Annotated in this window: 19 protein-coding genes and 2 pseudogenes; 12 read left to right on the top strand and 9 right to left on the bottom strand. The window is 73.4% G+C overall.

What is annotated here, in order from left to right; translation table 11 throughout:
• Window positions 1-227 precede the first annotated feature (227 nt).
• The 3 genes from RLT58_RS18615 to RLT58_RS18605 are packed head-to-tail and all read left to right on the top strand — an operon-like array spanning window position 228 to window position 7830.
• A complete protein-coding gene (locus tag RLT58_RS18615; RefSeq protein ID WP_311311505.1) occupies window positions 228-5165 on the top strand; it encodes a DNA repair ATPase in 4938 nt (1645 codons plus the stop codon).
• A gap of 29 nt (window positions 5166-5194) precedes the next feature.
• On the top strand, window positions 5195-7180 hold the full coding sequence (locus RLT58_RS18610) for an NAD-binding protein (protein ID WP_311311504.1): 1986 nt from the start codon (window positions 5195-5197) through the stop codon (window positions 7178-7180).
• 59 nt (window positions 7181-7239) lie between these two features.
• Window positions 7240-7830, top strand: coding sequence for a 3'-5' exonuclease (locus tag RLT58_RS18605; protein WP_311311503.1), 591 nt, complete (start codon window positions 7240-7242; stop codon window positions 7828-7830).
• Here RLT58_RS18605 and trpS read toward each other — a convergent pair.
• Window positions 7827-8859, bottom strand: a pseudogene (gene trpS / locus RLT58_RS18600) (tryptophan--tRNA ligase). The gene RLT58_RS18605 and the pseudogene trpS overlap by 4 nt on opposite strands.
• Window positions 8860-9075: 216 nt before the next feature.
• On the bottom strand, window positions 9076-9249 hold the full coding sequence (locus RLT58_RS18595) for a DUF6126 family protein (protein WP_311311502.1): 174 nt from the start codon (window positions 9247-9249) through the stop codon (window positions 9076-9078).
• A 169-nt stretch (window positions 9250-9418) separates the two neighbouring features.
• Between RLT58_RS18595 and RLT58_RS18590 the strand changes: the two genes are divergently transcribed.
• The 3 genes from RLT58_RS18590 to RLT58_RS18580 all read left to right on the top strand — a co-directional run bounded on the left by RLT58_RS18590 (window position 9419) and on the right by RLT58_RS18580 (window position 11695).
• Entirely contained in the window at window positions 9419-10519 is a 1101-nt protein-coding gene (locus tag RLT58_RS18590) for an LLM class flavin-dependent oxidoreductase (protein WP_311314559.1), read from the top strand.
• 4 nt (window positions 10520-10523) lie between these two features.
• Complete coding sequence (locus RLT58_RS18585) at window positions 10524-11177, top strand: FMN reductase (RefSeq protein WP_311311501.1); 654 nt, start codon at window positions 10524-10526, stop codon at window positions 11175-11177.
• 95 nt (window positions 11178-11272) lie between these two features.
• A complete protein-coding gene (locus RLT58_RS18580; protein WP_311314558.1) occupies window positions 11273-11695 on the top strand; it encodes a universal stress protein in 423 nt (140 codons plus the stop codon).
• Between the two features lie 66 nt (window positions 11696-11761).
• Here the strand turns inward: RLT58_RS18580 and RLT58_RS18575 are convergent, their stop codons facing one another.
• Together RLT58_RS18575 and RLT58_RS18570 are read right to left on the bottom strand one after the other, a co-directional pair.
• Window positions 11762-12892: a MerR family transcriptional regulator gene (locus RLT58_RS18575; RefSeq protein WP_311311500.1), complete on the bottom strand. Its 1131-nt coding sequence runs from the start codon at window positions 12890-12892 to the stop codon at window positions 11762-11764.
• Window positions 12893-13000: 108 nt separating this feature from the next.
• A complete protein-coding gene (locus RLT58_RS18570) occupies window positions 13001-13399 on the bottom strand; it encodes a hypothetical protein (protein ID WP_311311499.1) in 399 nt (132 codons plus the stop codon).
• A gap of 121 nt (window positions 13400-13520) precedes the next feature.
• Between RLT58_RS18570 and RLT58_RS18565 the strand changes: the two genes are divergently transcribed.
• The 4 genes from RLT58_RS18565 (at window position 13521) to RLT58_RS18550 (ending at window position 17768) form a co-directional block, all read left to right on the top strand.
• Window positions 13521-14423 carry a hypothetical protein gene (locus RLT58_RS18565; protein WP_311311498.1) on the top strand — a complete coding sequence of 301 codons (903 nt, stop codon included), beginning with the start codon at window positions 13521-13523 and terminating at the stop codon, window positions 14421-14423.
• A 109-nt stretch (window positions 14424-14532) separates the two neighbouring features.
• Entirely contained in the window at window positions 14533-15507 is a 975-nt protein-coding gene (locus RLT58_RS18560; RefSeq protein WP_311311497.1) for an NADP-dependent oxidoreductase, read from the top strand.
• A 10-nt stretch (window positions 15508-15517) separates the two neighbouring features.
• A complete protein-coding gene (locus tag RLT58_RS18555; protein WP_311311496.1) occupies window positions 15518-15781 on the top strand; it encodes a DUF2630 family protein in 264 nt (87 codons plus the stop codon).
• A gap of 70 nt (window positions 15782-15851) precedes the next feature.
• Entirely contained in the window at window positions 15852-17768 is a 1917-nt protein-coding gene (locus tag RLT58_RS18550; RefSeq protein ID WP_311314557.1) for an FUSC family protein, read from the top strand.
• Window positions 17769-17778: 10 nt separating this feature from the next.
• Here the strand turns inward: RLT58_RS18550 and RLT58_RS18545 are convergent, their stop codons facing one another.
• Entirely contained in the window at window positions 17779-18186 is a 408-nt protein-coding gene (locus tag RLT58_RS18545) for an Hsp15 family ribosome-associated heat shock protein (protein ID WP_311311495.1), read from the bottom strand.
• 248 nt (window positions 18187-18434) lie between these two features.
• On the opposite strand from RLT58_RS18545, the gene RLT58_RS18540 reads away from it, so the two are divergent.
• Window positions 18435-19862, top strand: coding sequence for a VWA domain-containing protein (locus RLT58_RS18540; RefSeq protein WP_311311494.1), 1428 nt, complete (start codon window positions 18435-18437; stop codon window positions 19860-19862).
• Here RLT58_RS18540 and RLT58_RS18535 read toward each other — a convergent pair.
• Together RLT58_RS18535 and RLT58_RS18530 are read right to left on the bottom strand one after the other, a co-directional pair.
• Window positions 19796-21007: a sensor histidine kinase gene (locus RLT58_RS18535; RefSeq protein WP_311311493.1), complete on the bottom strand. Its 1212-nt coding sequence runs from the start codon at window positions 21005-21007 to the stop codon at window positions 19796-19798. The genes RLT58_RS18540 and RLT58_RS18535 overlap by 67 nt on opposite strands.
• Window positions 21004-21657, bottom strand: coding sequence for a response regulator transcription factor (locus RLT58_RS18530; protein WP_311314556.1), 654 nt, complete (start codon window positions 21655-21657; stop codon window positions 21004-21006). The genes RLT58_RS18535 and RLT58_RS18530 overlap by 4 nt, the downstream gene beginning before the upstream one ends.
• Before the next feature lie 149 nt (window positions 21658-21806).
• Here RLT58_RS18530 and metG point away from each other — a divergent pair, with 149 nt between their 5' ends.
• Window positions 21807-23420: a methionine--tRNA ligase gene (metG, locus tag RLT58_RS18525; protein WP_311311492.1), complete on the top strand. Its 1614-nt coding sequence runs from the start codon at window positions 21807-21809 to the stop codon at window positions 23418-23420.
• Between the two features lie 66 nt (window positions 23421-23486).
• Here the strand turns inward: metG and RLT58_RS18520 are convergent.
• Together RLT58_RS18520 and aspS are read right to left on the bottom strand one after the other, a co-directional pair.
• A pseudogene (locus RLT58_RS18520) lies at window positions 23487-24290 on the bottom strand (L,D-transpeptidase family protein).
• A gap of 267 nt (window positions 24291-24557) precedes the next feature.
• Window positions 24558-26342 carry an aspartate--tRNA ligase gene (aspS, locus tag RLT58_RS18515; RefSeq protein WP_311311491.1) on the bottom strand — a complete coding sequence of 595 codons (1785 nt, stop codon included), beginning with the start codon at window positions 26340-26342 and terminating at the stop codon, window positions 24558-24560.
• Window positions 26343-26426: the final 84 nt, after the last annotated feature.

Genomic DNA, 26426 nt, shown 5'->3' with positions numbered 1-26426 from the left:
GCCGCCCGGCAGACGCCAGTTCGACGACACGCCCTAGCCGCCACGCGGGGCCCCGCTCCCCCGGGAGCGGGGTTCCGGCGCCGGTTTCACGTGAAACCGACCGCTTTCGAAGCTCGCTCCCCCAGGAGCGGGGTTCCGTCCTCAGACGCCGGACGGGCCGGACATGTCGGCGCCGGCCCGTCGGACCAAGCCCGTCCGGCCAATCGACACCCTCGCAAGGAGCTCCGATGGACACCCAGACCCCGCCCGTGGGCGGGCCCGAGGCCGGGGCCTACGACGTGCTGCGGCGCCGGCTCGGCACCCACGCCGCCGAGCTCGCCCGCCGCGCCGAGACGCTCAACTCCCGCCGCACCGAGGAGTTCGGCTCCACCGGACTGCGGCTGCTCGGCAGCGAGCAGATCCGCACGGGGCGCCCCTCCGTCCCCCGCGACCTCGTCGCCGTCGGCGGGGAGCTGCTGTTCGGCTTCGAGCGCGGGCCCGGCCACCGCGAGGAGCCGGCCGTCGAGGACGTGCTCGCGCTGTACGCGGACGATCTCGGCGCCGGCACCCACGGCCTGCTCGCCGACGCCGCGTTCGTCCGCGAGTTCAACGGCCTGCACCGCTACTTCCGCGACGCCCGCCTGCTGCGGCTGCGCCGGACCGAGGGCCGGCTGCTGGCCGTGTTCCGTACCGGCGAGACCGCCGAGGACATCCGGGTCCTGCGCTGGGCGCTGAACGCCGACGGGTCCCCCGGCGACTTCCTCGACGCGCGCGGCGAGCGCGACCACGTGTTCCCGCCGTCGCACGACTTCACCTGGACCACCGCCGGACGCGAGGCCCACATTCCCGGCCGCCACCCGCACATCGCGATCGGCGGCGGGGCGCGGCTGTTCGTCGACACGCTCAACGGCACCCTCACGGTCAAGACCGCCGACGACACGGACGGCCCGGACGGGATCTACGAGGAGCCGGTCACCGAGCCGCTCCAGTCGCTCGCGGACGCCGAGGTCGAGTACGCGGAGCTCGGCCCGCTGGTCCTGCTGCGCATCCGCCCGTACAAGGAGGAGGCGCGGCGCCACCTCGTCTTCAACTCCCTGCTCGGCACGGTCGTGCGGCTGGACGGGATCGGCCCGGCCTGCCTGCGGCTGCCCGAGGACCAGGGGATCATCTTCCCCGGCGGCTTCTACCTGACCACCGGCGAGGCCCGCACCTTCGACATCGCACAGCCGCTCACCGACCCCGTCTTCGAGGGGGCCGTCCGCTCCCCCAACGGCGAGGACGTGCTCTACTCCTTCCGCTCCCGGGAGGACGGCCGCAGCCTGCTGCTGCCGTACAACGTGATCCGCCAGGAGGTCGCCACCCCGCTCCAGGGCCGGGGCCACGCGCTGCTCGACGACGGCACGCTGGTGGTCCTGCGGGACCCGGTGGAGGGCGGCGACGGCGGTCCGGCGCGGGTTCACCCGCTCCAGCGCTGGGAGACGCCGTATGTCTCCGACACCTGTGCCGCCTCCCGGCCCGCCGGGACCGGCCCGCTCGCCCGGGTGGGCAACGCCGATCTGGTGCGCGGCATCTCCGACTGCCTCGCGCTCGCGCACAGCGCCGCCGAGACCACCCCGACCGGTGCGGTGTACGAGCGGCTGGTCGCGGACTGCGCCCGCGCCGCCGACCGCTACCACTGGCTCGGTGACGCCGGACTCGACGACCTGGCCGAGCCGTTGGCCGCGCTGCGGGAGACCGCCCAGCAGGTGCTGGGGGAGTTCGGGGCCGTCCAGGAGCTGACCCGGCAGGCCGCCGACGCGCTGGAGGAGACCGCGGAGCGGATCACCACGCTGGTGCGCCGGGTACGCGGCGAGGCGCCGCGCTCGGCCGCCGAGTGGGTCGACCGGCTCACCGAACTCCGGGGCGCGCACGGTCATCTGGCCACCCTCTCCGAGATGCGCTATGCGGACGCCGAGCGGATCGCGGAGCTGACCGCCACCACCGCCGACGACCTCGAAGCGGCGGGCCGGCGCGCGGTCGCGTTCCTCGCCAGGGACGACGCCTTCGCCGGCTACCACGAGGACATCGCCCGGCTCACCGAGGAGGCGGCCGCGATCGGCTCCGTCTCCGACGCCGCCGCGCTCGGGGACCGGCTGGCCGCGATGACGGACGGGCTGAGCACGGTCACCGATGTGGTGGCCGGGCTGGACATCGGTGACGGCGTGGTCCGTACGTCGATCCTGGAGCGGATCGCGGAGGTGCTCGGCGGGGTCAACCGGGCCCGCGCCACGCTCGACGCCCGCCGCCGCACCCTGCTGGACCACGAGGGCCGGGCCGAGTTCGCCGCCGAGTTCGCGCTGCTGGGGCAGGCCGTCACGGCCGCGCTGGCCGCCGCGGACACCCCGGACGCGTGTGACGAGCAGTTGGCCAGGCTGCTGCTCCAGCTGGAGAACCTGGAGGCGCGGTTCGCGGAGTTCGACGACTTCCTGGCCGAGCTGGGCGAGCGGCGGACGGAGGTGTACGAGGCGTTCTCGGCCCGCAGGCAGACCCTTCAGGACGCCCTCGCCCGCCGTACGGAACGGCTCGCCGAGTCCGCCGCCCGGGTGCTGGAGACCGTCTCGCGCCGCAGCTCCGCGCTGCCGGACGCGGACGCCGTGCACACCTACTTCGCCTCCGACCCGATGGTCGCCAAGGTCCGCCGCACCGCCGAGGAGCTGCGCGCCCTCGGTGACACCGTGCGGGCCGAGGAGCTGGACGGGCAGCTGATCGCGGCCCGCCAGGAGGCCGGCCGGGCCCTGCGCGACCGGGGCGAGCTGTACGCGGACGGCGGATCGGTGATCCGGCTGGGCCGGCACCGGTTCGCGGTCAACACCCAGCCCTTCGAGCTGACCCTGGTCCCCCAGGACGGCCACCTCGCCTTCGCGGTCACCGGGACCGACTACCGGATGCCGGTCACCGACCCGGACTTCGCGGCCACCCGCCCGTACTGGGACCAGCTGCTGCCCTCCGAGTCCCCGGCCGTCTACCGGGGCGAGCACCTGGCCGCCCGGCTCCTGGCCGACCGGGGCGCGGACCGCCTCGCGGATCTGGACGAGACCGGGCTCGCGGCTCTCGTACGGGAGTCGGCAGCCGCCGCGTACGACGAGGGGTATCAGCGCGGGGTCCACGACGAGGACGCCACCGCGATCCTGGCCGCCCTGCTGCGGCTGCACGCGGGCGCGGGGCTGCTGCGCTGTCCGCCCGCCGTCCGGGCCGCCGCCCAGCTCTTCTGGGCGCACGGCACGGACGAGGCGCGCCGCACCTCCTGGACCCGCCGGGCCCGCTCGCTGGCCCGCGCCCGGGAGACCTTCGGCCTCGCGCCCGCCGTCGCCGCGCTCCAGGAGGAGTGGGCCGGACAGATCCCGGGCGAGGGCTCCCGGGCCGTCGCCGCGTATCTCTTCGAGGAGCTGACGAGCGGCCCCGAGGGGTTCGTGACCGGCGCCGCCGTCCGTACCTTCCTGGACAAGTTCCGCCGGGCCACCGGCACTTCGGCGTACGACGAGGACCTGGCCGCGCTCGCGGACGACCTGCCGGCCCGGCGCCAGCTCGTCGAGGGGTGGCTCACCTCGTACTCCGAGGCGAGCGGCACGGACCTGGACGCGGGCGACCTCGCGGAGGCCGTCGCCGTCGAGCTCTGCCCGGAGCCGCTGCTCGCCCGGTACGAGGCCGACGCGCCGCTGACCGAGACCGTGGACGGGCTGCTGGGCGTCCACCCCCGCATCGACCGGGGCCGGCTGACCGTACGGATCGACGAACTCCTCGCCCGTACCGACGCGTTCCGTACCGAGGTCGTGCCCGGCTTCCGCGCCTACCAGCGCCGGCGCACCGCCCTGGTCGCCGCCGAGCGCACCCGGCTGCGGCTGGACGACCACCGGCCGCGCGTCATGTCGGCGTTCGTCCGCAACCGGCTGCTCGACGAGGTGTATCTGCCGCTCATCGGCGACAGCCTCGCCAAGCAGCTCGGCACCGCCGACGCCGACCGGCGCACCGACTCGCAGGGCCTGCTGCTGCTCGTCTCGCCGCCCGGCTACGGCAAGACGACGCTCATGGAGTACGTCGCCGACCGGCTCGGCATGGTCCTCGTCAAGATCAGCGGCCCGAATCTGGGCCACGACGTGACCTCGCTGGACCCGGCGCAGGCGCGCGGCGCGACCGCCCGCCAGGAGGTCGAGAAGATCAACTTCGCGCTGGAGGCGGGCAACAACACGCTGCTCTACCTCGACGACATCCAGCACACCTCGCCCGAGCTGCTCCAGAAGTTCATCCCGCTCTGCGACGCCACCCGCCGGATCGAGGGGGTGCGCGACGGCGAGCCGCGCAGCTACGACCTGCGGGGCAAGCGGTTCGCGGTGTGCATGGCGGGCAATCCGTACACCGAGTCCGGGGAGCGGTTCCGGGTCCCGGACATGCTGGCGAACCGGGCGGACGTCTGGAACCTCGGCGAGGTGCTGAGCGGCCGCGAGGACGTCTTCGCGCTGAGCTTCGTCGAGAACGCGCTGACCGCCAACCCGGTGCTGGCCCCGCTCGCCGCGTGGTCGCGCGAGGACCTCGCGCTGCTGCTGCGGCTGGCCTCCGGCGTCCCGTCGGCGAGCGCGGACCGGCTGGAGCAGCGGTGCGCACCGGCCGAGGTGGAGCGGATCACCGCCGTGCTGCGGCATCTGCTGCGCGCCCGCGACACCGTGCTCGCGGTCAACTCCGCGTACATCGCCTCGGCCGCGCAGACGGACGCGACGCGCACCGAACCGCCCTTCCGGCTCCAGGGTTCGTACCGCAACATGAACCGGATCGCGGAGCGGATCGTGCCGGTGATGAACGACGCCGAGCTGTCCGCCGTCATCGACGACCACTACGCGGGCGAGGCCCAGACGCTCACCACCGGCGCCGAGGCCGCGCTGCTGAAGCTCGCCGCCCTGCGCGGCACCCTCGGCCCCGAGCAGGCCGAACGCTGGGCCGCGCTGTGCGCCTCGTACGTCCGCACCCAGGCGCTCGGCGGGCCGGAGGGTGATCCGCTGACCCGCGCGGTGGCGGCGCTCGGGCTGCTCGCGGACCGGATCGCGGCGGTGGAGACGGCGATCGGCCGCGCGGCCGACCCGCGCCGGCTGCTGGCCCGGCCGGCGGACCGGACTCCGGTGCCGCACACGGCACATGAGACACACGAGGACCGCTGACCCTACGGATCTTCAGAAGGGAGCAGGGCATGCTGGGTCATGTGTCTCCTCTTCCGCAGCAGCCCCAACGCTCCGCGTCCCCCGGCCACATGGTCGTCTGCGGCGACGACGCGCTCGCCCAGCGCCTCGCCGTGGAGTTGCGCTACGTCTACGGGGAACGGGTCACCCTCGTCCTCCCCCCGGACCCCGGCACGGCGCGGCCCGAACTGCCACTGACCGGCCGGGGCCGGGCGGCGGCGCTGTTCGGCCGGATGTCGTCCGCGATGAACCGCAACGGCGGCGGCCGGGACGGCGACACCAACGCCGGGGTGGAGGCCGTCCGCATCCTCCAGGCGGCGGAGCCCGCCGACGAGGCGTTCGAGGAGGCGGGCATCGAGACGGCGGCGGCGCTGGCCCTCGTCTACGACGACGACGAGCGCAACATCCGGGCCGCGCTGACCGCCCGCCGGCTCAACCCCCGTCTGCGGCTGGTGATCCGGCTCTACAACCGCAAGCTCGGCCAGCATCTGGAGACCCTGCTCGACCAGGCGGCGGTCGCCTCGCCCGGCCTCGACCAGCAGGCGCTGGACGCCTCCACCACGGTCCTGTCCGACGCCGACACCGCGGCCCCCGCCCTCGCCGCGACCGCGCTCGCCGGGTCCAGCAAGGTGATCCAGGCGGAGGGCCTGCTCCTGCGCGCGGCCGAGCGGACCCCGCCCCGGGACGGCCAGGTCGCCGATCCGGGCCTGTGCACGCTGGCCCTGCTCTCCTCCACCACCCATGACCCGGCCGGCACCGAGGGCTCCGACAGCAGCGGTGACGAGGGGCCCCGGCTGCTGCCCGACCAGGCCCAGGTGGCGGCCGCGACCGGGCGGGGCACGGTGGTCCTGGAGGCCGTGAGCCAGGCCGCTCCGGCCGGCCGCAAGCCCCGGATGGGCGGCAGGGGCGCGCCCCTGAGCCAGGTCTTCTCGCGCCGGCTGCGCTGGTCCGCGCTGGGCGTGGGCCTGGCGGTCCTCGGCCTGGCGGTGGCGTCCTCGATCACGACCGGCGACAACGCGCTGCACGCCGTCTATCTGACCCTGCTCGACCTGTTCGCGATGGGCGACCCGGCGATCGGGGACCCGACCGCCCGCCAGATCATCCAGATCCTCTCCGGTGTCGCCGGGCTGCTGCTGCTCCCCCTGCTGGTGGCCGGGGTTCTGGAGGCGTTCGGCTCGCTGCGGACCGCCTCGGCGCTGCGCCGTCCGCCGCGCGGCCTGTCCGGGCACGTGGTGCTGCTGGGCCTCGGCAAGATCGGCACCCGGGTCCTGGTCCAGCTCCGCGAACTCGGCATCCCCGTGGTGTGCGTGGAGGACGACCCGGACGCCCGGGGCATCCCGGTGGCCCGGCGGCTGCACGTCCCGGTGGTCCTCGGGGACGTCACCCAGGAGGGCGTCCTGGAGGCGGCGAAGATCCGCCGCTCCCGCGCGCTGCTGGCCCTGACCAGCATCGACACCACCAATCTGGAGGCCGCGCTGTACGCCCGCTCGGTCAAGCCGAATCTGCGGGTGACACTGCGGCTGTTCGACGACGAGTTCGCCACCGCCGTCTACCGCACCCTGCGCACGGCCCACCCGCAGGCCCTGACCCGCTCCCGCTCGGTCTCGCACCTGGCGGCGCCCTCGTTCGCGGTGGCCATGATGGGCCGGCAGATCCTGGGCGCGGTCCCGGTCGAGCGGAAGGTGATGCTGTTCGCCGCGGTCGAGGTGGCGGGCCATCCCCAGCTGGAGGGCCGCACGGTGGAGCAGGCGTTCCGGGCCGGCGCCTGGCGGGTGCTGGCGCTGGACGTGGCCCCGCCCGCCGACCGCCGCCCGGACCTGGCCGCACCCGTCCCGCCGCCGCAGGCCCCGGGCGCGGCCGCGGACCACCCGGGGGGTCTCGTCTGGAACCTCCACCCCGGCTATGTCCTCCAGCCCACGGACCGGGTGGTCATCGCGGCGACCCGCCGGGGCCTGGCCGAACTCCTGCGCAGACACAGCACGTTGAGCCGGCGCTGAGGCCGGGGGGCCGGGAAAATGGGGATGCCGGGCGCCCGCCGGGCTCCTAACCTGCCCCCATGGACACGGCACCGGAACCGGACCCGCTCCCCGACCTCCTCAACGTCGTGGACATCGAGGCGACCTGCTGGGACGGGCAGCCGCCCGCCGGCGCGGTGAGCGAAATCATCGAGATCGGGCTGACGGTCGTCGACCTGCGGGCCCGCCGGCGCCTCGCGCGCCACCGTGTCCTGGTCCGCCCGGCCCGGTCCCGGGTCAGCGCGTTCTGCACCGGGCTGACGGGCCTGACCCAGCAGGAGGTCGACACGGGCCTCTCCTTCCGCGAGGCCTGTGCCCTGCTCGCATCCGAGCACGCGGCGGGCGCCCGGCCGTGGGCGAGCTGGGGCGACTACGACCGCAACCAGTTCGTCCGGCAGTGCCGGGCGACCGCCACCCCGTACCCCTTCGGGCGCCGCCACACCAACGCGAAGATCCCCTTCACCCTCGCCCACGGCCTGCGCAAACGCCCCGGCATGGCCACGGCCCTGCGGATCGCGGGGCTCCCGCTGGAGGGCCGCCACCACAGCGGTGCGGACGACGCGTGGAACATCGCCGCCCTGATCCTGGACGTCGCCGGCCGGGGCGGGTGGCCGACGACGGACGCGCTCTAGACCGGCGCGCCCATCGCCTCCCGGACCTGTGCCAGCGTCGCGTCGGCGAGGGCGTTCGCGCGCTCGTTGCCTGCCCGGAGCACGGACCGTACGTACCCCATGTCCCGCGCGTACTCCGCGCGCCGGGCGCGCAGCGGTGCCAGCCGGGTGTTGACCGCATCGGTCACGGTCCGCTTGAGCGCCGCCGCGCCCCCGGAGCCGATCTCCTCGGCCACGGCACGCGGGTCGCGGTCGAGGCAGAGCCCGGCGAGGAGCAGCAGCGAGGACACCGGGCCGGCCCTCGGGGTCGTAGGTGATGTGCCGCTCGGCGTCGGTCGTCGCGCCCTTGATCAGCCGGGCCGTGGTGTCCTCGTCGGCGCTCAGCGCGACGGAGTTGCCCCGGCTCTTGCTCATCTTGGTGCCGTCGGTGCCGAGCAGCAGGGGTGCGGCGGAGAGCAGCGCCTCGGGTTCCGGGAAGAGCGTCCCGTAGCGCTCGTTGAACCGCCGGGCGACGGTCCTGGTCACTTCGAGATGGGGCAGCTGGTCCTGGCCGACCGGCACCAGATTGCCCTTGCAGAACAGGATGTCGGCCGCCTGGTGGACGGGATAGGTGAACATCAGCCCGCTGACGGCCGACTGCCGGGAGTGCGCGATCTCGTCCTTCACCGTGGGGTTGCGGCTCAGCTCCGCGACGGAGACGAGGCTGAGGAAGGGCAGCATCAGCTGGTTGAGCGCGGGGACGGCGCTGTGGTGGAAGATCACCGAGCGCTCGGGGTCGATGCCGGCGGCCAGGTAGTCCAGCAGCAGCCCCTCGGTCGTCGCGGTCAGCCGCTCGGCCGTGTCCCGGTCGGTGAGTACCTGGTAGTCGGCGATCAGGACGAAGACCTCGACCCCGAGGTCCTGGAGGCGCACCCGGTTGTGGAGGGTGCCGAAGTAGTGCCCGAGGTGGAGCGCCCCGGTGGGCCGGTCCCCGGTCATCACCCGGAAGCGGGCGGGGTCCCGGTGGATGCGCTCGTCGAGCGTGGCGGCGGTGGTGGCTGCGGTGGTCATGGCTGGTCTCTCCTCGCGGTGGTGTGTGCGTGGAGGACGGCCCCTGCCGGGCTCGTGACCCGTACCGGAAGAGGGCAGAGAAAAAGGGCCGTCCGCGGCGAACGGCCCTGGTCCCGCGCTGCAAGAGGTGGCCGCTCCTAGGAAGAGCGCCACCAGGTGCGGCACGGTACGGAGGTCATGGCGCGAGCGTAGCGCGCGCCGGGTCACGGGGCGCGGTCATTTCTTCGCGTGCTCGCCCACGTAGAAGAGGATCCAGATGAAGCCCGCGAACAGGTGCGTGGCGAAGACGTAGACGCCGACGCGCAGGGCGACGCCGCGTTCCTTCCAGCGTTCGCTGCCACCGCGCTGCGGCGCGGACTCATCGGCCTGTGACGTGCCGGTCCCGCTCATCCCTGCCTCCGTTCGCCCGGGGCTCGGGCGGCCTCCGTATCGCTCCAGGGTACGCGCGGTCCACAGCGGGCGGACGGGCGCGGAATAGGACGCCCGGGTGCCCCGTTGTAGGGTGTGTTCACATAGTTCAATGTTCAACCAAATGACGAACCACCTGGAGGCGGGCGCCATGCAGTTCGGGATCTTCACCGTCGGGGACGTCACGACCGACCCCACGACCGGCCGGACCCCCACCGAGAACGAGCGGATCAAGGCGACCCTGGCCATCGCGCAGAAGGCCGAGGAGGTCGGCCTCGACGTCTTCGCGACCGGGGAGCACCACAACCCGCCGTTCGTCCCCTCCTCGCCGACCACCACGCTCGGCTTCATCGCCGCCCGCACCGACCGCATCATCCTGTCCACCTCGACGACCCTGATCACCACCAACGACCCGGTGAAGATCGCCGAGGACTACGCCACCCTCCAGCACCTCGCGGACGGCCGCGTCGACCTGATGATGGGGCGCGGCAACACCGGACCGGTCTATCCGTGGTTCGGCAAGGACATCCGCGAGGGCATCCCGCTCGCCGTCGAGAACTACGCGCTGCTGCACCGGCTGTGGCGCGAGGACGTCGTCGACTGGGAGGGGAAGTTCCGTACGCCCCTGCAGTCCTTCACCGCGACCCCGCGCCCGCTGGACGGCGTGCCGCCGTTCGTCTGGCACGGCTCGATCCGCTCCCCGGAGATCGCCGAGCAGGCCGCGTACTACGGCGACGGCTTCTTCCACAACAACATCTTCTGGCCCATCGAGCACACGAAGAAGATGGTGAACCTCTACCGGCAGCGCTACGCCCACTACGGCCACGGCACCGCCGAGCAGGCCATCGTGGGACTCGGCGGCCAGGTGTTCATGCGGAAGAACTCGCAGGACGCGGTACGGGAGTTCCGTCCGTACTTCGACAACGCTCCGGTCTACGGGCACGGGCCCTCGATGGAGGACTTCACCCAGCAGACACCGCTGACCGTCGGCTCCCCGCAGGAGGTCATCGAGCGGACCCTGTCCTTCCGGGACGCCGTCGGCGACTACCAGCGCCAGCTGTTCCTGATGGACCACGCGGGACTGCCGCTGAAGACGGTCCTGGAGCAGCTCGACATCCTCGGCGAGGAGGTCGTCCCGGTGCTGCGCAAGGAATTCGCCGCCCTGCGGCCGGCCGGGGTGCCCGAGTCCGCGCCGGCGCACCCGGCCGTCGCCGCCGCCACCGCCGCCCCTGCCACCGTGAAGGAGAGCTGACACCGTGTTCGCCACCGAACCCCTGAGGATCGTCGCCGTCGCGGCGGGGCTGAGCAGCCCCTCCTCGACCCGGCTGCTCGCCGACCGGCTGGCCGCCGCCACCCGGGAACGGCTGGAGGCGGAACAGGACCGCGCCGTCGAGGTCCGGGTGATCGAGCTGCGCGATCTCGCCGCGGACATCGCGAGCCATCTGGTGACGGGCTTCCCGTCCGCCGCCCTGGACGAGGCGCTCGGCGCGGTGACGGGTGCGGACGGCCTGATCGCCGTCACCCCGGTCTTCACCGCGTCCTACAGCGGCCTGTTCAAGTCGTTCTTCGACCTGGTCGAGAACACCGCGCTGACCGGCAAGCCCGTCGTGGTCGCGGCCACCGGCGGCACCGCCCGGCACTCGCTGGTGCTGGAGCACGCGATGCGCCCGCTCTTCGCCTATCTGCGGGCCGTCACGCTGCCGACCTCGGTGTACGCGGCCTCGGAGGACTGGGGCGCGTCCGGCGACGCGTACACCGACGGGCTGCCGGCCCGCATCCGGCGCGCGGGCGGCGAGCTGGCGCACGCCGTCACCGGCGGCGGCGCCGTCTCCGGCGCGGCGCGGACCCCGGGGCTCGACGACGAGGTGGTCCCCTTCGCCGAGCAGCTGGCCGCGCTCCGGCCCGCCTGACCGGACCCGAGGCCGCACATGCGTCCGTTTTGAATAGAGTTGTACGGGAAGGCGTGTACGAAGCGGTACCGAGCGGAACCGAGCTGGAGGCAGAGATGGGCAGGATCGTGGTGGGCGTTGACGGCTCCGGGTCGTCGATCAAGGCACTGCACTGGGCCGTACGCCAGGCGCAGCTGACCGGGGACACGGTGGAGGCCGTCAACAGCTGGGAGTACCCCGCGACCAGCTGGGCGTCGATGATGCCGGGCCTGCCGGAGGACTTCGACCCGCAGGCCCTGGCCACGGTGTCGCTCACCGAGACGCTGGAGGAGGCGCTCGGTGCCGAGGGCGCCGCCGCCGTCAGCAAGGTCGTGGTGATCGGCAACCCCGCGCAGGCCCTGCTCGACCGGGCCGAGGGCGCGAACCTGCTGGTCGTGGGCGCCCGCGGCTACAGCGGCTTCAAGGCCACCCTGCTCGGCTCGGTCAGCCTGCACGTCACCCAGCACGCGCCGTGCCCGGTGACCGTCGTCCGCGACTGACACCGGCCACGACGGCACACCACGGGGCGGGCCCGCACATCGGATGCGCGGGCCCGCCCCGTGCCGTCACAGCGCCACGACGTCCGCCACCGCACAGGCCACGTTGTCGGGGGCGCCCGCCGCCCCGGCCAGGGCGACCAGCTCGCGCACGGCCGTACCCGGGCCGTCCGCCCCCGCGAGCACCCGCGCCAGCGCACCGGCCTCCACGACCGCCGAGAGCCCGTCCGAGCAGAGCAGATAGCGGTCGCCGGGCCGGGCGTCCCGCACCTCCAGGTCCGGCCCCGAACCCTGCGGACCGCCTCCCGCCAGCACCTTGAGCAGCATCGCCCGCTGCGGGTGCGAGGCCGCCTCCTCCTCGGTCAGCGCGCCGTCGTCGACCATCGACTGGACCAGGCTGTGGTCGTGCGTGATCCGGAACAGCTCCCCGTCCCGCAGCAGATACGCCCGCGAGTCCCCGATGTGCACCAGCCCCAGCTGCGAGCCCGTCCACACCATCGCGGTCAGCGTGGTCCCCGACTCCTGCGGTTCCACGTCCCCGCCGCTCCCCGCGACCGCGTCCCGCACCGCCCGGCCGGCCCGCTCCGCCGCGTCGTGCAGGCCGTTCAGCAGCTCCCCGGCCGGCACCGCGCCCAGGGCGAACGGCTTCAGCGCCTCGATGGCCGCCGCGCTCGCCCCCGCCCCGCCCGCGCCGAACCCGTCGGCGACCGCGAGCAGCCGGGCGCCGGCGTACGCCGCGTCCTGGTTGGTCTCCCGCACCGCGCCGATGTCGGTGCCCGCCGCGTACCGGATCCCGAGCGTTCCCACCTGTGTCATGGCTTCCTCCGTCGACAGCTGGTCGATGAGGAAGGCCGCGAGAGCGCGCCGGGCCGCCGTCTCGGCCTCGACCTGCGCCCAGTACCCCCGGATCGCGGCGGCAGCCGCGCCGTCCTCCAGCGCGATCACCTCCGTGATCCGGGCGAGCGGCATCCCGATCCGCCGGAGCCAGGCCACCAGCCGGGCCGTCCGCGCCTGCGCCGGGTCGTAGTACCGGTAGCCGTTCACCGGGTCGACCAGGGCGGGCCGCAGCAGGCCCAGCTCGTCGTAGCGGCGCAGCGCCTTCGCGGACAGCCGGGACAGCCGGGCGAACGCCCCGATCGTCACCAGTTCCGCGCCGGGGCACCGCCCCTGCCCGTCGTCCGTCACCTCACGCCTCCTCATACCGGGCGGGGTCCCGCCCGGCACGCCCGATCCTTGGCCTTCCCCCGTGGAGAAGGTCAAGGATCGCCTGCGCAGGGGCGTGCGGGGACGCCGGTTCGACGACAGGCCCTAGTCCTCCCGCGTGTAGAAGTAGTAGTACGCGGCCAGCAGCATGCCCGCCCCGGTCAGCAGGCCCAGCACCGAGGCCGAGAGCACGCTCTTGCCGGACAGGCTGTAGAGGAAGCCGATCGAGCCGCCGAACAGCGCGCCGTAGGCGACCGCCCTCAGCTCGCGCGGCAGGCTGTTCTGTATCCGGCCCAGCCCGAAGCAGAGCACCGCGAGCACGGCTCCGGAGACGAGTCCGAGGGCCAGCTGTGTGCCGGTGAGCACACCGCCGCCGCGGACGATGGAGGTCGCGTACCAGCCGAGGACGATGCCCAGCGTGACGGGGACGGCCCAGGCGCGCAGGGAGGGGCGCTGGGTGCGCGCCCGGGTTCCGCGGGCCGGGACCGAAGCGTGTGCGGCCATGGCAGAGAGCTCCTTCCGTCGCCCCCGCTTTCCCTCCAGAGCACACCTGGTCGCGCCGCCCGGCAACTCGGATGGCGTACGGCCCGGGGCGCACCGACGTCATCCGGGATTCCCTGAAGAGGTGCGGACCTCATTCTCGGTGGCTCTCTCGGCGGCACTGCTGGTGCTGCTCGCCGTCCTGGTGCCGCTGAGCGCGCTGTCCGCCTGGGTCGATCTGGAGATCGACGACACGGACCGCTACGTGGCCGCGGTGGCGCCGCTCTCCTCGGACTCCGCCGTGCAGAACACCGTCGCCGAGCTGATCACCGACAGCGCGATGAAACAGATCGACGTCGGCCCCCTCCAGGACACCGTCCGCGACTTCCTGCACCAGGCCGTGCTGTCCTTCACCACCACCGACGCCTTCCGGGCCGCGTGGACCGCCGCCAACCGCACGGCGCACGAAACCGTCACCGCCGCGCTGGACGGGAAGAGCGGCGAGAGCGTCACCATCGACCTGGCGCCCGTGACGGAGAAGGTCAAGGAGAACCTGGTGGACAACGGGGTGCCGTTCGCCGACCAGGTCCCCGTGCAGCACACCGACATCCAGATCATCTCCGCCGACCGCGCGGACCAGCTGCGCCAGAGCTTCCGGTGGCTGCGGGCCGCCAGTGTGTGGCCGGCCGTCGGCACGCTGGTGTTCGTGCTGCTCGCGGTCGTCCTGGCCTGGGTGCGCGGCGGGCCGGGCCGCCGGGGCTCGGCGCTCGCCGCACTGACGGCCACCGCCGTGGCCGGGGCCGGCTTCGCGCTCGGCGCGCTGCTGCTGCGGGGGGTGCTCGCCGCGGCCCGCGACCGGGTGCTGGACGAGGTGCCGGGCAGCGACACCGATGCGGCGGCCGCGGTGTACGACGCGCTGACGGGCTCGCTGCGCACCACGGTGTGGATCGTCTTCGGCCTGGGCCTCGCGCTCGCCGTCTGCGCGGTGGCGGCCCGGATCTGGGCCCAGCGGGTGCTGCCCGTCCCGGCCGTCCCCGCCGGGGAGTGACCGGGCGGGGTGCGGGAGCCGGGGCCCGGCGCACGACGTGCGGGGGCGCCCGGCCCGGGGAAGAGTGGAGGGCGAGGGGCTGCCGGGGGCGACTGGGAGGTCTTCACGTATGCGAGCCATCGCCGTCAGCGCGCTCGGGGCCGAACCCGCACTGACCGAGGTCCCCAAGCCGGAACCCGGCCCCGGCGAGGTCCGGGTGCGGGTCGAGTACGCCTCCCTCAACCCGTGCGACCGGCAGCTCACGGACGGCGCCCCCGACACCCCGCCGGACGGTCTCGCCCCGCAGGTCTTCCCGCTGGTCGTCGGCGTCGACTTCGCCGGCCGGGTGGACATGATCGGCAGCGGCGACAACCGGTTCCGGGTCGGCGACCACGTCTTCGGCCGGACCGGCGGGCCGGCGGCGGGCGCCGGGACGTACGGCGACTACGTCTGCGTACCGCAGGACTCCGCTCTCACCCTCGTCCCGCGCGGGCTCGACGCCCGGACTGCCGCCGCGCTGCCCTCCGCCGGGATGGCCGCCGCACAGATCCTGGAGGCGCTGGGGCCGCGCGGCCACGACACCCTGCTGGTCGTCGGGGCGGCGGGCGGGGTCGGCAGCTGTCTGACCCAGCTCGCCCGGGCCCGGGACGTGCGTGTGATCGCGGCGGTGCGCGGCGACGAGCGGTCCCGGATGGGGTCGTTGGGCGCCGCCGCCACCGTCGACGTCGGCGAGGGCCCGCCGCACGACGCGGTCCGGGCGGCCTGCCCGGACGGCATCGACGCGCTGGCCGACCTGGCGTCCGCGACCCCTGAGGCGTTCGCCGGCCACGCGGCGGCGGTGCGCCCGGGCGGCATCGCGCTCTCCACCCGGGGCGTCGCTGCCGGGGCCGCGCTCCCCGGCGGTGTGCGCGGCCTCGACTTCCGGCTCGACCCGACCCCCGTCCTGCTTGACGTGCTGGCCGCCGGCGCGGCGGACGGGGTGCTGCGGGTCCCCATCGACATCGAACTCCCCCTGGAGAAGGCCCCGCAGGCCCTGGACCGCAACCGGGCCGGCGGGGCACGCGGCAAGACCGTCATCGTGCTGTGCGAGCACGGACACTGTTGAGAGGAATCCCATGGACGACCACGAGCGGGACCAGGAACGGGACATCATCGGCGGGATCGACGGACTCGTCGCGGAGGAACGCGCCCTGCGCGACCGCAGCGGCCGCGAACCCGGCCTGACCGCCGACGAGAAGGCGCGACTGCGTACGGTGGAGGTCCGGCTCGACCAGTGCTGGGACCTGCTGCGGCAGCGCCGCGCGCTGAGCGAGTTCGGCGAGGACCCCTCGCGGGCCCGGGTCCGCCCGGCCGACGAGGTCGAGGGCTACCGAGGCTGACAGCCGAACAGGGGAGGGCGCGTTGACCGGCGGCGAGACACCCGTCACCACGGCGGCGCAACGGCGGTCCATGCCGCCGGTCTGGCTGCGCTACGGACTGCGCCCGCAGCCCACCCCCGTCCCGTGGGCGGCCGTCGCCCGCGCCTCCGTGGCCCTGGCCGCCCCGCTCGCCGTCGGCTTCGCCGCCGACCGGCCGGTGTACGGGGCCCTGGCCTCGATGGGCGCGCTCTCCGGTGTGATCGGCGACACCGCCGACGCGTACCGGATGCGCATCCTCAACATCGCCGTGCCGCAGCTGTTCGGCGCGCTCGGCATCATGCTCGGCACCCTGGTGTACGGCACCGGCTGGGCGGCCGTCGCCGTGCTCACGGCCGTCGGCCTCGTCTCCGGGATGATCTCCACCATCGGGGCCGTCGCCTCCGTTTCGGGCCTGCTGCTCCTGCTCAACTCCGTGGTGGGCGCCGGGCTCCCGATGCCGGACCCCTGGTGGGTGGCGCCCCTGCTGCTGACGGTCGGCGGCCTGTTCGTCCTCGTCCTGACGCTGCTGGCCTGGCCGTTGCGCGGGAAGCTGCCGGAGCGGGTGGCGGTCGCGCGCACCTATCTCGCGGTCGCCGATCTGCTCGCCGCCGCCGGCACCCCGGCGTACGAGGAGAGGCGCCAGGCCGTCACCGAGTCCCTCAACACCTCCTACGACCTGGTCCTCGCCCGCCGCGCCCGCTACCACGGCCGCAGCGGCACCATGGTGCGGATGCTCTCCCAGCTCAACGTGGTGATCCCGCTGGTCGAGGCCGCGCCCGCCGTGCATGTGCGCCGCCGGCCGCTGTCCGAGGAGATCCCGGCGGCGGTCCGGGCCCTGGCCGAGGACATCTCGGAGGCCCGCACCGGCGGCGGCACACTCCGCCTCCCCGAACCGGCCTCGCCCGCCACCCGTGCCGTGGACAGCGCCCTGCGCCACGCCGCCGCCGTCGTGCACAAGGCCGACCCCGACCCGTACAACGTCGACGACCGGCTCGGCCGGCCCGCCGCGCTGCGGGTACGCGTGCGGCGGGCCACCCGCAACGTCCTGTTCTCCGGCCCCTCCTGGCGCTACGGGCTGCGCCTCGCGCTCTGCATCGGGCTGGCCCAGGCGCTGACCTCGCTGATCGACGTCCCGCGCTCCTACTGGGTGGCGCTGACCGTCACCTTCGTCCTGAAGCCCGACTTCGGCTCGGTGTTCTCCCGCGCCGTGCTGCGCGCGGTGGGCACGGCCGCAGGACTGGTGATCGCGGCGCCGGTGCTGGCGGAGGTGCCCCTCGGCTGGTGGGACGTGCCGGTGATGGTGCTGCTCGCCGCGCTGATCCCGGCGCTGACGGCGAAGGGGTACGCCTTCCAGACGGCCGCCATCACCCCGGTCATCCTGCTGCTGTCGGATCTGCTCAACCACCAGGGCGTGCACCTGGTCTGGCCGCGCTTCCTGGACAGCCTGATCGGCTGCGCGATCGTGCTGGTGGCCGGATATCTGCTGTGGCCGGAGAGCTGGCACAGCAGGATCGGACACCGGCTGGCCGACGCGGTGACGGACATCGCGGACTACGTGGCGTATGCGTTCGAGCCGGGCGGCGAGGGCGACCGGGCGGAACGGGTCCGGGCCAGGCGCCGCATCTACCGCGATCTGTCGTCCGTACGCTCCGAGTTCCAGCGCGCCCTGACCGAACCCCCGCCCACCGGCACCCGGGCCGCCGCCTGGTGGCCGCTGGTCGTCGCGGTGGAGCGCATCGTGGACGCCACGACGGCGGCCCGGGTACGCGTCAACCACGGGGCACCCGAACCGGAACCGGCCGAGGTGGCCGCGGTCAGCCGGCAGCTGCGCGAACTCGCGGACGGCCTGCGGGCGAGCGAGGTGCTGGTCGAGGTACGCGCCGAACTCCCGGGCGACGAGGACGGTGTACTGGCCCCGCTCCGTCAGGAGGTGGCCGCCGCCCGGGCCATCGCCTCGCCCTCGCCGTGACGCCCCGCCGTCACTCCTCGGGGCCGGGCCCCAGACCCCGCAGCCGGTCCATCTCGCGCCGGTCCCGCTTGGTCGGACGGCCCGCGCCCCGGTCCCGTACCGGAACCTGGATCGCGGCCTCGCGCGGCGGCGGGGGCGGGCTGTTGTCGATGAAGCACTCCGCCGCCACCGGCGGCCCGACCCGCTTCTTCACGATCTTCGACACGACGACGACCCGGTCCCGGCCCGCGTGCCGCAGCCGTACCTCGTCGCCGACGCGCAACGCCTGCGCGGGCTTGGCGCGCTCGCCCGCGACCTTCACATGTCCCGCACGGCAGGCGGCAGCGGCCTGCGCCCGCGTCTTCGTGAGCCGGACCGACCAGATCCAGACATCGACCCGCACGCTGCCCGCCGCCTGAGGAGCCTCACCGGAAACCATGGGTCCGACTCTAGGGCGTGCCGGCCAACTCGGCGGTGTCGCGGAGGAGGTGGGGACCGGGCATTCCTCGGCCACCGCGCAGGTCCAGGACTCGGTCCGGGCTCGGTTGCGGCTCAGTTGTCCCACAGGCGGGCCGTGCCGCCGAAGGGCCGGATCCGGCCGCTAACCTTACGTATCCGCCCTGGCCAGGGATCAATTCCCGCAGTACGGACATTCATCGCACCCAACTCACGCGAAAGGCCTCGCCCATGGGCATTCGGAGCTTGCTGCGCAAGGTGTTCGGCCGTGACCGCACGGAACAGGACGAGCCGGCCACGGCCACGGTCCCGCCCCAGGGCACCCGGGCCACGGAGTCGGAGTCGGTGGCGGTGGACGAGCCGATCGCGGAGAACGAGCCGGCGCCCGAGCCCGCCAAGGCCACGGCCACGGCCGCGTCCACCGCGTCCCGGACCGCGACGTCCACGACGGACGGCGACGGTTCGGCCGCCGCCGACCTGGTGGCCGCGGCCTTCGACAAGGCCGCCGCGCCCGCCCCCAGGACCGCCCCCACCGTCCCGGCCCAGGGCTCCGGCCCCCGCACGAAGGCCGCGGACCCGGAGCCGGTGGCCGCCGAACCGGTCGCCACGCCGGAACCGGTCACGGAAACGGTCGCCGAGCCGGTCGCAGCGCCGGAGCCGGTCGCGGAGACCGTCGCCGAGCCCGTCGCGGAAGCGGAACCCGTCGTGGAGCCGGTCGCCGAGCCGGAGCCCGTCGCGGCGGCCGAGATCGTGGCCCCCGAGCCCGTCGCCGCCGAGGCGCCCGTCACGGCGGCCGAGCCCGAGCCGATCACCATCGACATGGACCCCGAGCCGGAGCCGGTCGCGGAACCGCTCGCGGTGGCCGCGCCCGTCGCCGCGCCGGAGGCCCCCGTGGCGGAGCCCGTCGCGGAACCGGAGCCCGAACCGGAAGCCGTGCCGACCGCCGGGGCGGCCGCCGCGCCCGCCGGGAAGCCCGCCACGACGCTCGCCAAGGTCAAGGCGCGGGCGCCCGAGCTCGTCGGCCCGTACAAGGCCGCCCAGACCGCGCTGAAGGCACACGGGCTGACCGGGCTGCGCGCCACCGTCTACCTGGTCCTGGACCGCTCCGGCTCCATGCGCCCGTTCTACAAGGACGGCAGCGCCCAGCACCTGGGCGACCGCACCCTCGCCCTCGCCGCGCACCTCGACGAGAGCGCCACCGTCCAGGTCGTGTTCTTCTCGACCGACATCGACGGCACCGGCACGGTGGAGCTGGACGGTCACGAGGGCCGCATCGACACCCTGCACGCGGGCCTGGGCCGGCTCGGCCGGACGCACTACCACCGCGCCGTCGAGGAGGTCGTCGCGCACTACGAGAAGTCCGAGGCCACCGGCCCCGCGCTGGTCGTCTTCCAGACGGACGGTCCGCCGGACGCCAAGCAGGCCGCCCGCCAGGCACTGGCCGAGGCCGCACGGCTGCCGCTGTTCTTCCAGTTCGTCGCGTTCGGCGACGAGGACGCGAAGGGCTTCGACTTCCTGCGGAAGCTGGACGCCCCGAACGCCGGCTTCTTCCACGCGGGCCCGGCCCCCCGCGAGATCGCGGACGCCGCGTTCTACCGCGAGGTGCTCGCCGCGCTGCCCGCCTGGGCCGCCGACCGCGGAACGGCCGTCGGCGCCTGACCGGCCGGCAGGCGTACGGTCACGGCGAGCCCGCCCTCCGGGCCCGGCACCGCCGTGACCGTACCCCCGTGCGCCAGCGCGATGGACCGCACGATCGACAGGCCGAGACCCGAGCCGGGCCCCATCCGGTCCCGCCCCTCGCCCCGGCGGAACGGCTCGAACAGGCCCGGTATGTCCGCCGCTTCCACCACCGGACCGGTGTTGCGCACCTCCAGCAGCGCCCCGCCGCCGGCCGCCGTCAGCGACACCTCCACCCGCCCGCCCGGCACGTTGTACGTCACCGCGTTGGCCAGCAGATTGGCCACCAGCCGGGCCAGCAGCAGCCGGTTCCCGAGCATCCGGCAGTGCGTGGTGTCCAGCCGCACCCCCGGGTGACGGGCCGCCTCCTCCGCCACCACATGGGCCAGGTCCACGTCCTCCTGCTCGCCCGTGGCAAGCCCGCGCTCGCTGCGCGCCAGCACCAGCAGCCCCTCGATGAGCCGTTCGCTGCGCCGGTTGTTGTCCAGGAGCGTCTGCCGCGTCCGTACGAGATCGTCCGGTGTCGGATCGTCCAGCCCGACCTGGATCGCCGCCCGCTGGGTCGCCAGCGGGGTCCGCAGCTCGTGCGAGGCGTTGGCGATGAACCGCCGCTGGCTGTCGAAGGCCTTCTCCAGCCGGGCGAGCAGCGCGTCGAGCGTGTCGCCCAGCTCCTTGAGCTCGTCGTCGGGACCGGAGGAGGCGATCCGTTCGTGCAGCGTGTGCTCGGAGAGCCGGCGCGCCTTGGCCGTCATGATGTGGACAGGACGCAGCACCCGCCCCGCCGTCCACCAGCCGACACCGACCGCGAAGGCCGTCATCACGAGCAGCGCGGCCGCCGACCAGATGAGCAGCTGGTGGCCCGCCGCGTCGCTGACATGGTCGGTGAGGTCGTACACGGTCGGCGGCCCGAGCCGGTGGCGCGTGACGAGCGGGCCGTTGACCACATAGCCGGGCTGGGCCACCACGGCGGTGGCGGCGATGGCGCGCGCCTGCGAGTCCGTACCGGCCCGGGAGGCCAGGTTGACGGTGGCGAGCAGGGCCGTACCGAGCACCAGGAACACCCCGCCGTAGACGAGGGCGATCCGGGTCCTGATCGTGGAGTGCGGCAGCCGGGCCGGCCTCTTCACAGCGCGTACCCCACGCCCTGCACGGTGCGGATCAGGGCCGGTTCACCGAGTTTCCCGCGCAGCTTGCTCATGCAGACCCGGACGGCTCCGGTGAAGGGATCGGCGTTGGCGTCCCAGGCCCGCTCCAGCAGCTCCTCCGCGCTGACCGTCCCGCCGTCGGCCTCCAGCAGCAGCTGGAGCACGGTGAACTCCTTGGGCGAGAGGTCCAGCTCGCGCCCGTCCCGGGTCGCGGTACGGCGCACGGTGTCGAGCCGGATGCCGTACCGCACCAGCTGCGGGGGTACGGGACGGGCGCTGCGCCGCCGCAGGGCGCGGACCCGCGAGACCAGTTCGGGGAATTCGAAGGGCTTGCTCAGATAGTCGTCCGCGCCCAGGTCGAGGCCGGAGACCCGGTCCTCCATGGACCCGGCGGCGGTCAGCATGAGGATCCTGGTGCGGGAGCCGGAGGCGACCAGACCGCGCGCCACGTCGTCGCCGTGCACCCGGGGCAGGTCGCGGTCCAGGACGACGACGTCGTAGTCGTGCAGCCCCAGATAGGCCTGGGCGGCATCACCGCTGTACACCGTGTCGACGGCGAACCCGGCCCGCCGCAGCCCGGTGGCGACCAGCTCCGCCAGGATCTCCTCGTCCTCGGCGACCAGTACCCGCATCGTGATGTCCCCTGCCTCGTGCATGCGCGTCCACTCCCTCCCAGGATGCGTCTTTGTTACCGGAAGGGATGTTTCGCAAAGCTCTCCGCGCCCCCGGCCCGCGCTCACCGGTGCGAACGGGCCCTCCGGGGGCCGTTAGGATTTCGACCATGGCGGCCACTGGATCCGAGAAGCAGGGGGGCGACGGCATGAAGAGTTTCTACGTGTCGACCCCCATCTATTACGTCAACGACGCTCCTCACCTGGGCCACGCCTACACGACCGTCGCAGGCGACGTGCTCACGCGCTGGCACCGCCAGCGCGGCGAGAAGGTGTGGTACCTCACCGGCACGGACGAGCACGGTCAGAAGATCATGCGCACGGCCGAGGCGAACGACGTCACACCCCAGGCGTGGTGCGACAAGCTCGTGGAGGAGGCCTGGAAGCCCCTCTGGGAGCACCTGAACATCGCCAACGACGACTTCATCCGTACGACGGAGAAGCGGCACACCGACCGTGTGCAGGAGTTCGTGCAGGACCTGTACGACAAGGGCGAGATCTACAAGGGCGGCTACGAGGGCCCGTACTGCGTGGGCTGCGAGGAGTACAAGCTCCCCGGCGACCTCATCGAGGACGAGGACGGCGTGAAGCTGTGCGCCGTCCACAAGAAGCCGGTGGAGATCCTCAAGGAGGAGAACTACTTCTTCAAGCTGAGCGACTACGGCCCGAAGCTGCTGGAGTTCTACGCGGCCAACCCCGGCTTCATCCAGCCCGAGTCGGCCCGCAACGAGGTCCTTAACTTCGTGAAGCAGGGGCTCCAGGACCTGTCGATCTCCCGCTCCACGTTCGACTGGGGCGTCCCGGTGCCGTGGGACGACAAGCACGTCATCTACGTATGGGTCGACGCCCTGCTCAACTACGCCACCGCGGTCGGCTACGGCGCCAACCAGGAGAAGTTCGACGGCACGTTCCCGGCGGACGTGCATCTGGTCGGCAAGGACATCCTGCGCTTCCACGCGGTGATCTGGCCCGCGATGCTGATGGCCCAGGGCCTGCCGCTGCCGGGCAAGGTCGCGGCCAACGGCTGGCTGATGGTCGGCGGCGAGAAGATGTCGAAGTCGAACCTGACGGGCATCAAGCCGCAGGACCTGACCTCGCACTTCGGCGTGGACGCCTACCGCTGGTACTTCCTGCGGGCGATCGCCTTCGGCAGCGACGGCTCGTTCTCCTGGGAGGACTTCACCGCCCGCTACACCTCCGAGCTGGCCAACGACTACGGCAACCTGGCCTCGCGGCTGGCGGCGATGGTCGGCAAGTACTACGGCGGCGCGCTGCCCGGGGCCACGGCGTCGGGCGAGGCGGAGGACGCGGTCCGCGCGGGTCTTGCCGAGGCCGTCGCCGAGGCCGATCTGAAGATCGGCGAGGAGCTGGACTTCCAGGCGGGCATCCTGGCGATCTTCGACTTCGTGAAGCAGGTCAACGGCTACATCACGGAGCAGGAGCCGTGGAAGGTCGCCAAGGACGAGTCGCCGGAGGGCCGGGCCCGTCTCGCGACGATCCTGTACACGGCCGCCGAGGCGCTGCGCGGGGTCGCGGTCCTGCTGAACCCGGTGATGCCGGAGACCTCGCAGAAGCTGTGGGAGTCGCTGGGCGCCGAGGAGTCGCTGGGCGCGCTGTCCGGCCAGCTCGTGCAGGAGGCCGCCGACTGGGGGCGGCTGCCGGCGGGCGCGACGGTGACGAAGGGCGCGGTGCTGTTCCCGCGCCTGGAGGAGAAGCCCGCGTAACGCGAGAGGTACGGGAAGGGGCCGGAACCGCAGGACGGGTTCCGGCCCCTTCGCCGTGCCCGGTCCTCAGCGGCTCAGATACGCGGCGTCGCCCATCACGATGACGGGCTCCTGGGCCGGATCGAGCAGGGTCAGCAACTGCTCCATCCGGTCCTCGGTGACCGAGACACAGCCCTGGGTGGGGCCGCCGTGGTCCACGTGGATCCAGATGCCGCCGCCGCGCTCCTCGCCGAGGGGGCGGGTGTGGTCCAGCGGGGAGGTGCCGGGGAGGCGGTTGTAGTCGATCGCGATGACGTAGTCGAAGGAGCCCTCCAGCGGCTCACCGTGGAAGCCCTCGCCCGTCACGGCGAAGTCCGGGCTCTGGTCGTACGGGAAGGCCGTGGCCGGAGGGTCGAGGCGGCCGCCCGCCGCGGTCAGCGTGAAGACCCCGACGGGTGAGCGCAGATCGCCCACCCAGTGCTCCTGGGTCCAGCCGTTCAGCGCGTTGTGGGCGGGCCAGGGCGCGAGGGCGGGCCGCCAGTCCCCGGTGGGGCCGTCCCGGGTTTAGAGGACGGCCGTCGACCGGTTGGAGTCGGCCGACTCACCGGTGACCACGAACGCCTGCCGGGCGCCGGGCGGGATCGCCGCCCTGGTCCCCGGACCCAGCCCCGGGATCTCCCGGGGCGGCGCGGGCGGCGGCGGGGTGGCCGGCGCGGCGGCGGCCCCGGGCGGGCCCGGCACGCCGGTGGCGCCGCCGCCCTTCGTGGTGACACGGCCGGCCCCCGAACCGGCGATGCCGCCCTCCCCGCACCCGGCCAGCAGCACGAGCAGGAGGAGGGCGCAGACGACGTACGGCGGGCGCAGCGGGACGCGCGGGGGTGGCACGGGCACGGGGTTGGCTCCTCAGCAGTCGGGGCGAAGCCGCAGGGCTTGTGCGGACCCGGCCGGTCCACCGCACCGATGTCGCCCAGCCAGTCTTTGCCGCTGCCGGGGCCGGCCAATCCGGCCCCGGGGCCACCCGGGTGTACCCGTTCAGGTGATTCGTGTACTTGTATGCGCGCAGCCATTTGTCTGCCCGGGACACGAAACAGCCCCCGGCCGGTGGCCGGGGGCTGTTTCACGTGAAACCCGATGAGCGCGCCCACCAGGCGCGTCGGGCTACTTCTCGGTGGCGTCCTTCGCGGGCGCGGCCGGCTTGCGGAGCTGGATGTTCAGCTCACGCAGGCGGGTCTCGTCCAGCACCGTGGGCGCGCCCATCATCAGGTCCTGGGCGTTGCCGTTGAGCGGGAAGGCGATGGTCTCGCGGATGTTGGGCTCGTCGGCCAGCAGCATCACGATGCGGTCGACGCCCGGGGCGATGCCACCGTGCGGCGGGGCGCCGAGGCGGAAGGCGCGGAGCATGCCCGCGAACTCGTGCTCGACGGTCTCGCGGTCGTAACCGGCGATCTCGAACGCCTTGAGCATCAGCTCGGGCTCGTGGTTACGGATGGCGCCGGAGGACAGCTCGATGCCGTTGCAGACGATGTCGTACTGCCAGGCGAGGATGTCCAGCGGGTCCTTCTCCTCCAGGTCCTTCAGGCCGCCCTGGGGCATCGAGAAGGGGTTGTGCGAGAAGTCGATCTTGCCGGTGTCCTCGTCCTTCTCGTACATCGGGAAGTCGACGATCCAGCAGAACCGGAAGACGCCCTCCTCGAAGTGGCCGGCCCGCTTGGCTGCCTCGACACGGACGACGGACATGATCTTGGAGACCTCGTCGAACTCCCCGGCGCCGAAGAACACGGCGTGGCCCGGGACGAGCGAGAGCCGCTCGGTGAGCGTCTTGATGTCGGTCTCGGTGAGGAACTTGGCGATCGGCCCTGCCAGCTTGCCGTCCTCGCCGACGCGGACCCAGGCGAGGCCCTTGGCGCCGTGCTCGACGGCGTACTCACCGAGGCCGTCGAAGAACTTGCGGGACTGGCCCGCGGTGTCCGGCACCGGAAGCGCGCGGACGTGCTTGCCGGCGAACGCCTTGAACTCCGAGTCCGCGAAGACGTCGGAGATGTCGACGAGCTCCAGCTTGGCGCGCAGGTCCGGCTTGTCGTTGCCGTACTTCAGCATCGACTCGCGGAACGGGATGCGCGGGAACGGCGAGGTGACGTGGCGGCCGTTGCCGAACTCCTCGAAGAGCTCGGTCATGAGCTTCTCGATCGGGCGGAAGACGTCCTCCTGCTCGACGAAGGACATCTCGACGTCGAGCTGGTAGAACTCGCCGGGCGAACGGTCGGCGCGGGCGTCCTCGTCGCGGAAACAGGGCGCGATCTGGAAGTAGCGGTCGAAGCCCGAGATCATCAGCAGCTGCTTGAACTGCTGCGGGGCCTGCGGCAGCGCGTAGAACTTGCCGGGGTTCAGCCGGGACGGGACGACGAAGTCACGGGCGCCCTCGGGGGAGGTCGCGGTGAGGATCGGCGTCGCCATCTCGTTGAAGCCGAGGGCCACCATCTTGGCGCGGATCGAGGCGATGACGGCGGAGCGCAGCATGATGTTGCGGTGCATGCGCTCGCGGCGCAGGTCCAGGAAGCGGTACTCCAGGCGCCGCTCCTCGTTGACCCCGTCCTCGGCGTTGATCGTGAAGGGCAGCGGGGCGGCCTCGCCCAGCACCTCGGCCTCGGTGACCTCGATCTCGATCTCGCCGGTCGGGAGCTCCGGGTTGACGTTGTCGGCGCCGCGGGCGGAGACCTTGCCGTCGATCCGTACGACGGTCTCCTTGGTCAGCTTCGCCAGGGCGTCGTTGCCGGGGGTGCCGGGGCGGGCGACGAGCTGCACCAGGCCGTAGTGGTCGCGCAGATCGATGAAGAGGATGCCACCCAGGTCTCGGCGATTGTGCAGCCAGCCGCTCAGCCGGACGTCGGTGCCGACGTCAGAGGCGCGGAGCTCGCCGCAGGTGTGGGACCTGTACCGATGCATCGTCGTTCATCCAGTCTTCGCGGTTGGGGTGGATTCAGCCACCCCAGGCTACCGCCCGCGACCGCACCGTTTCATTGCCATTGT

The organism is Streptomyces sp. ITFR-16 (genome assembly GCF_031844705.1).
Taxonomy (GTDB): domain Bacteria; phylum Actinomycetota; class Actinomycetes; order Streptomycetales; family Streptomycetaceae; genus Streptomyces.
Note: the sequence above shows the minus strand (reverse complement) of the source record. Positions and strands in the feature narration are given on the sequence as shown.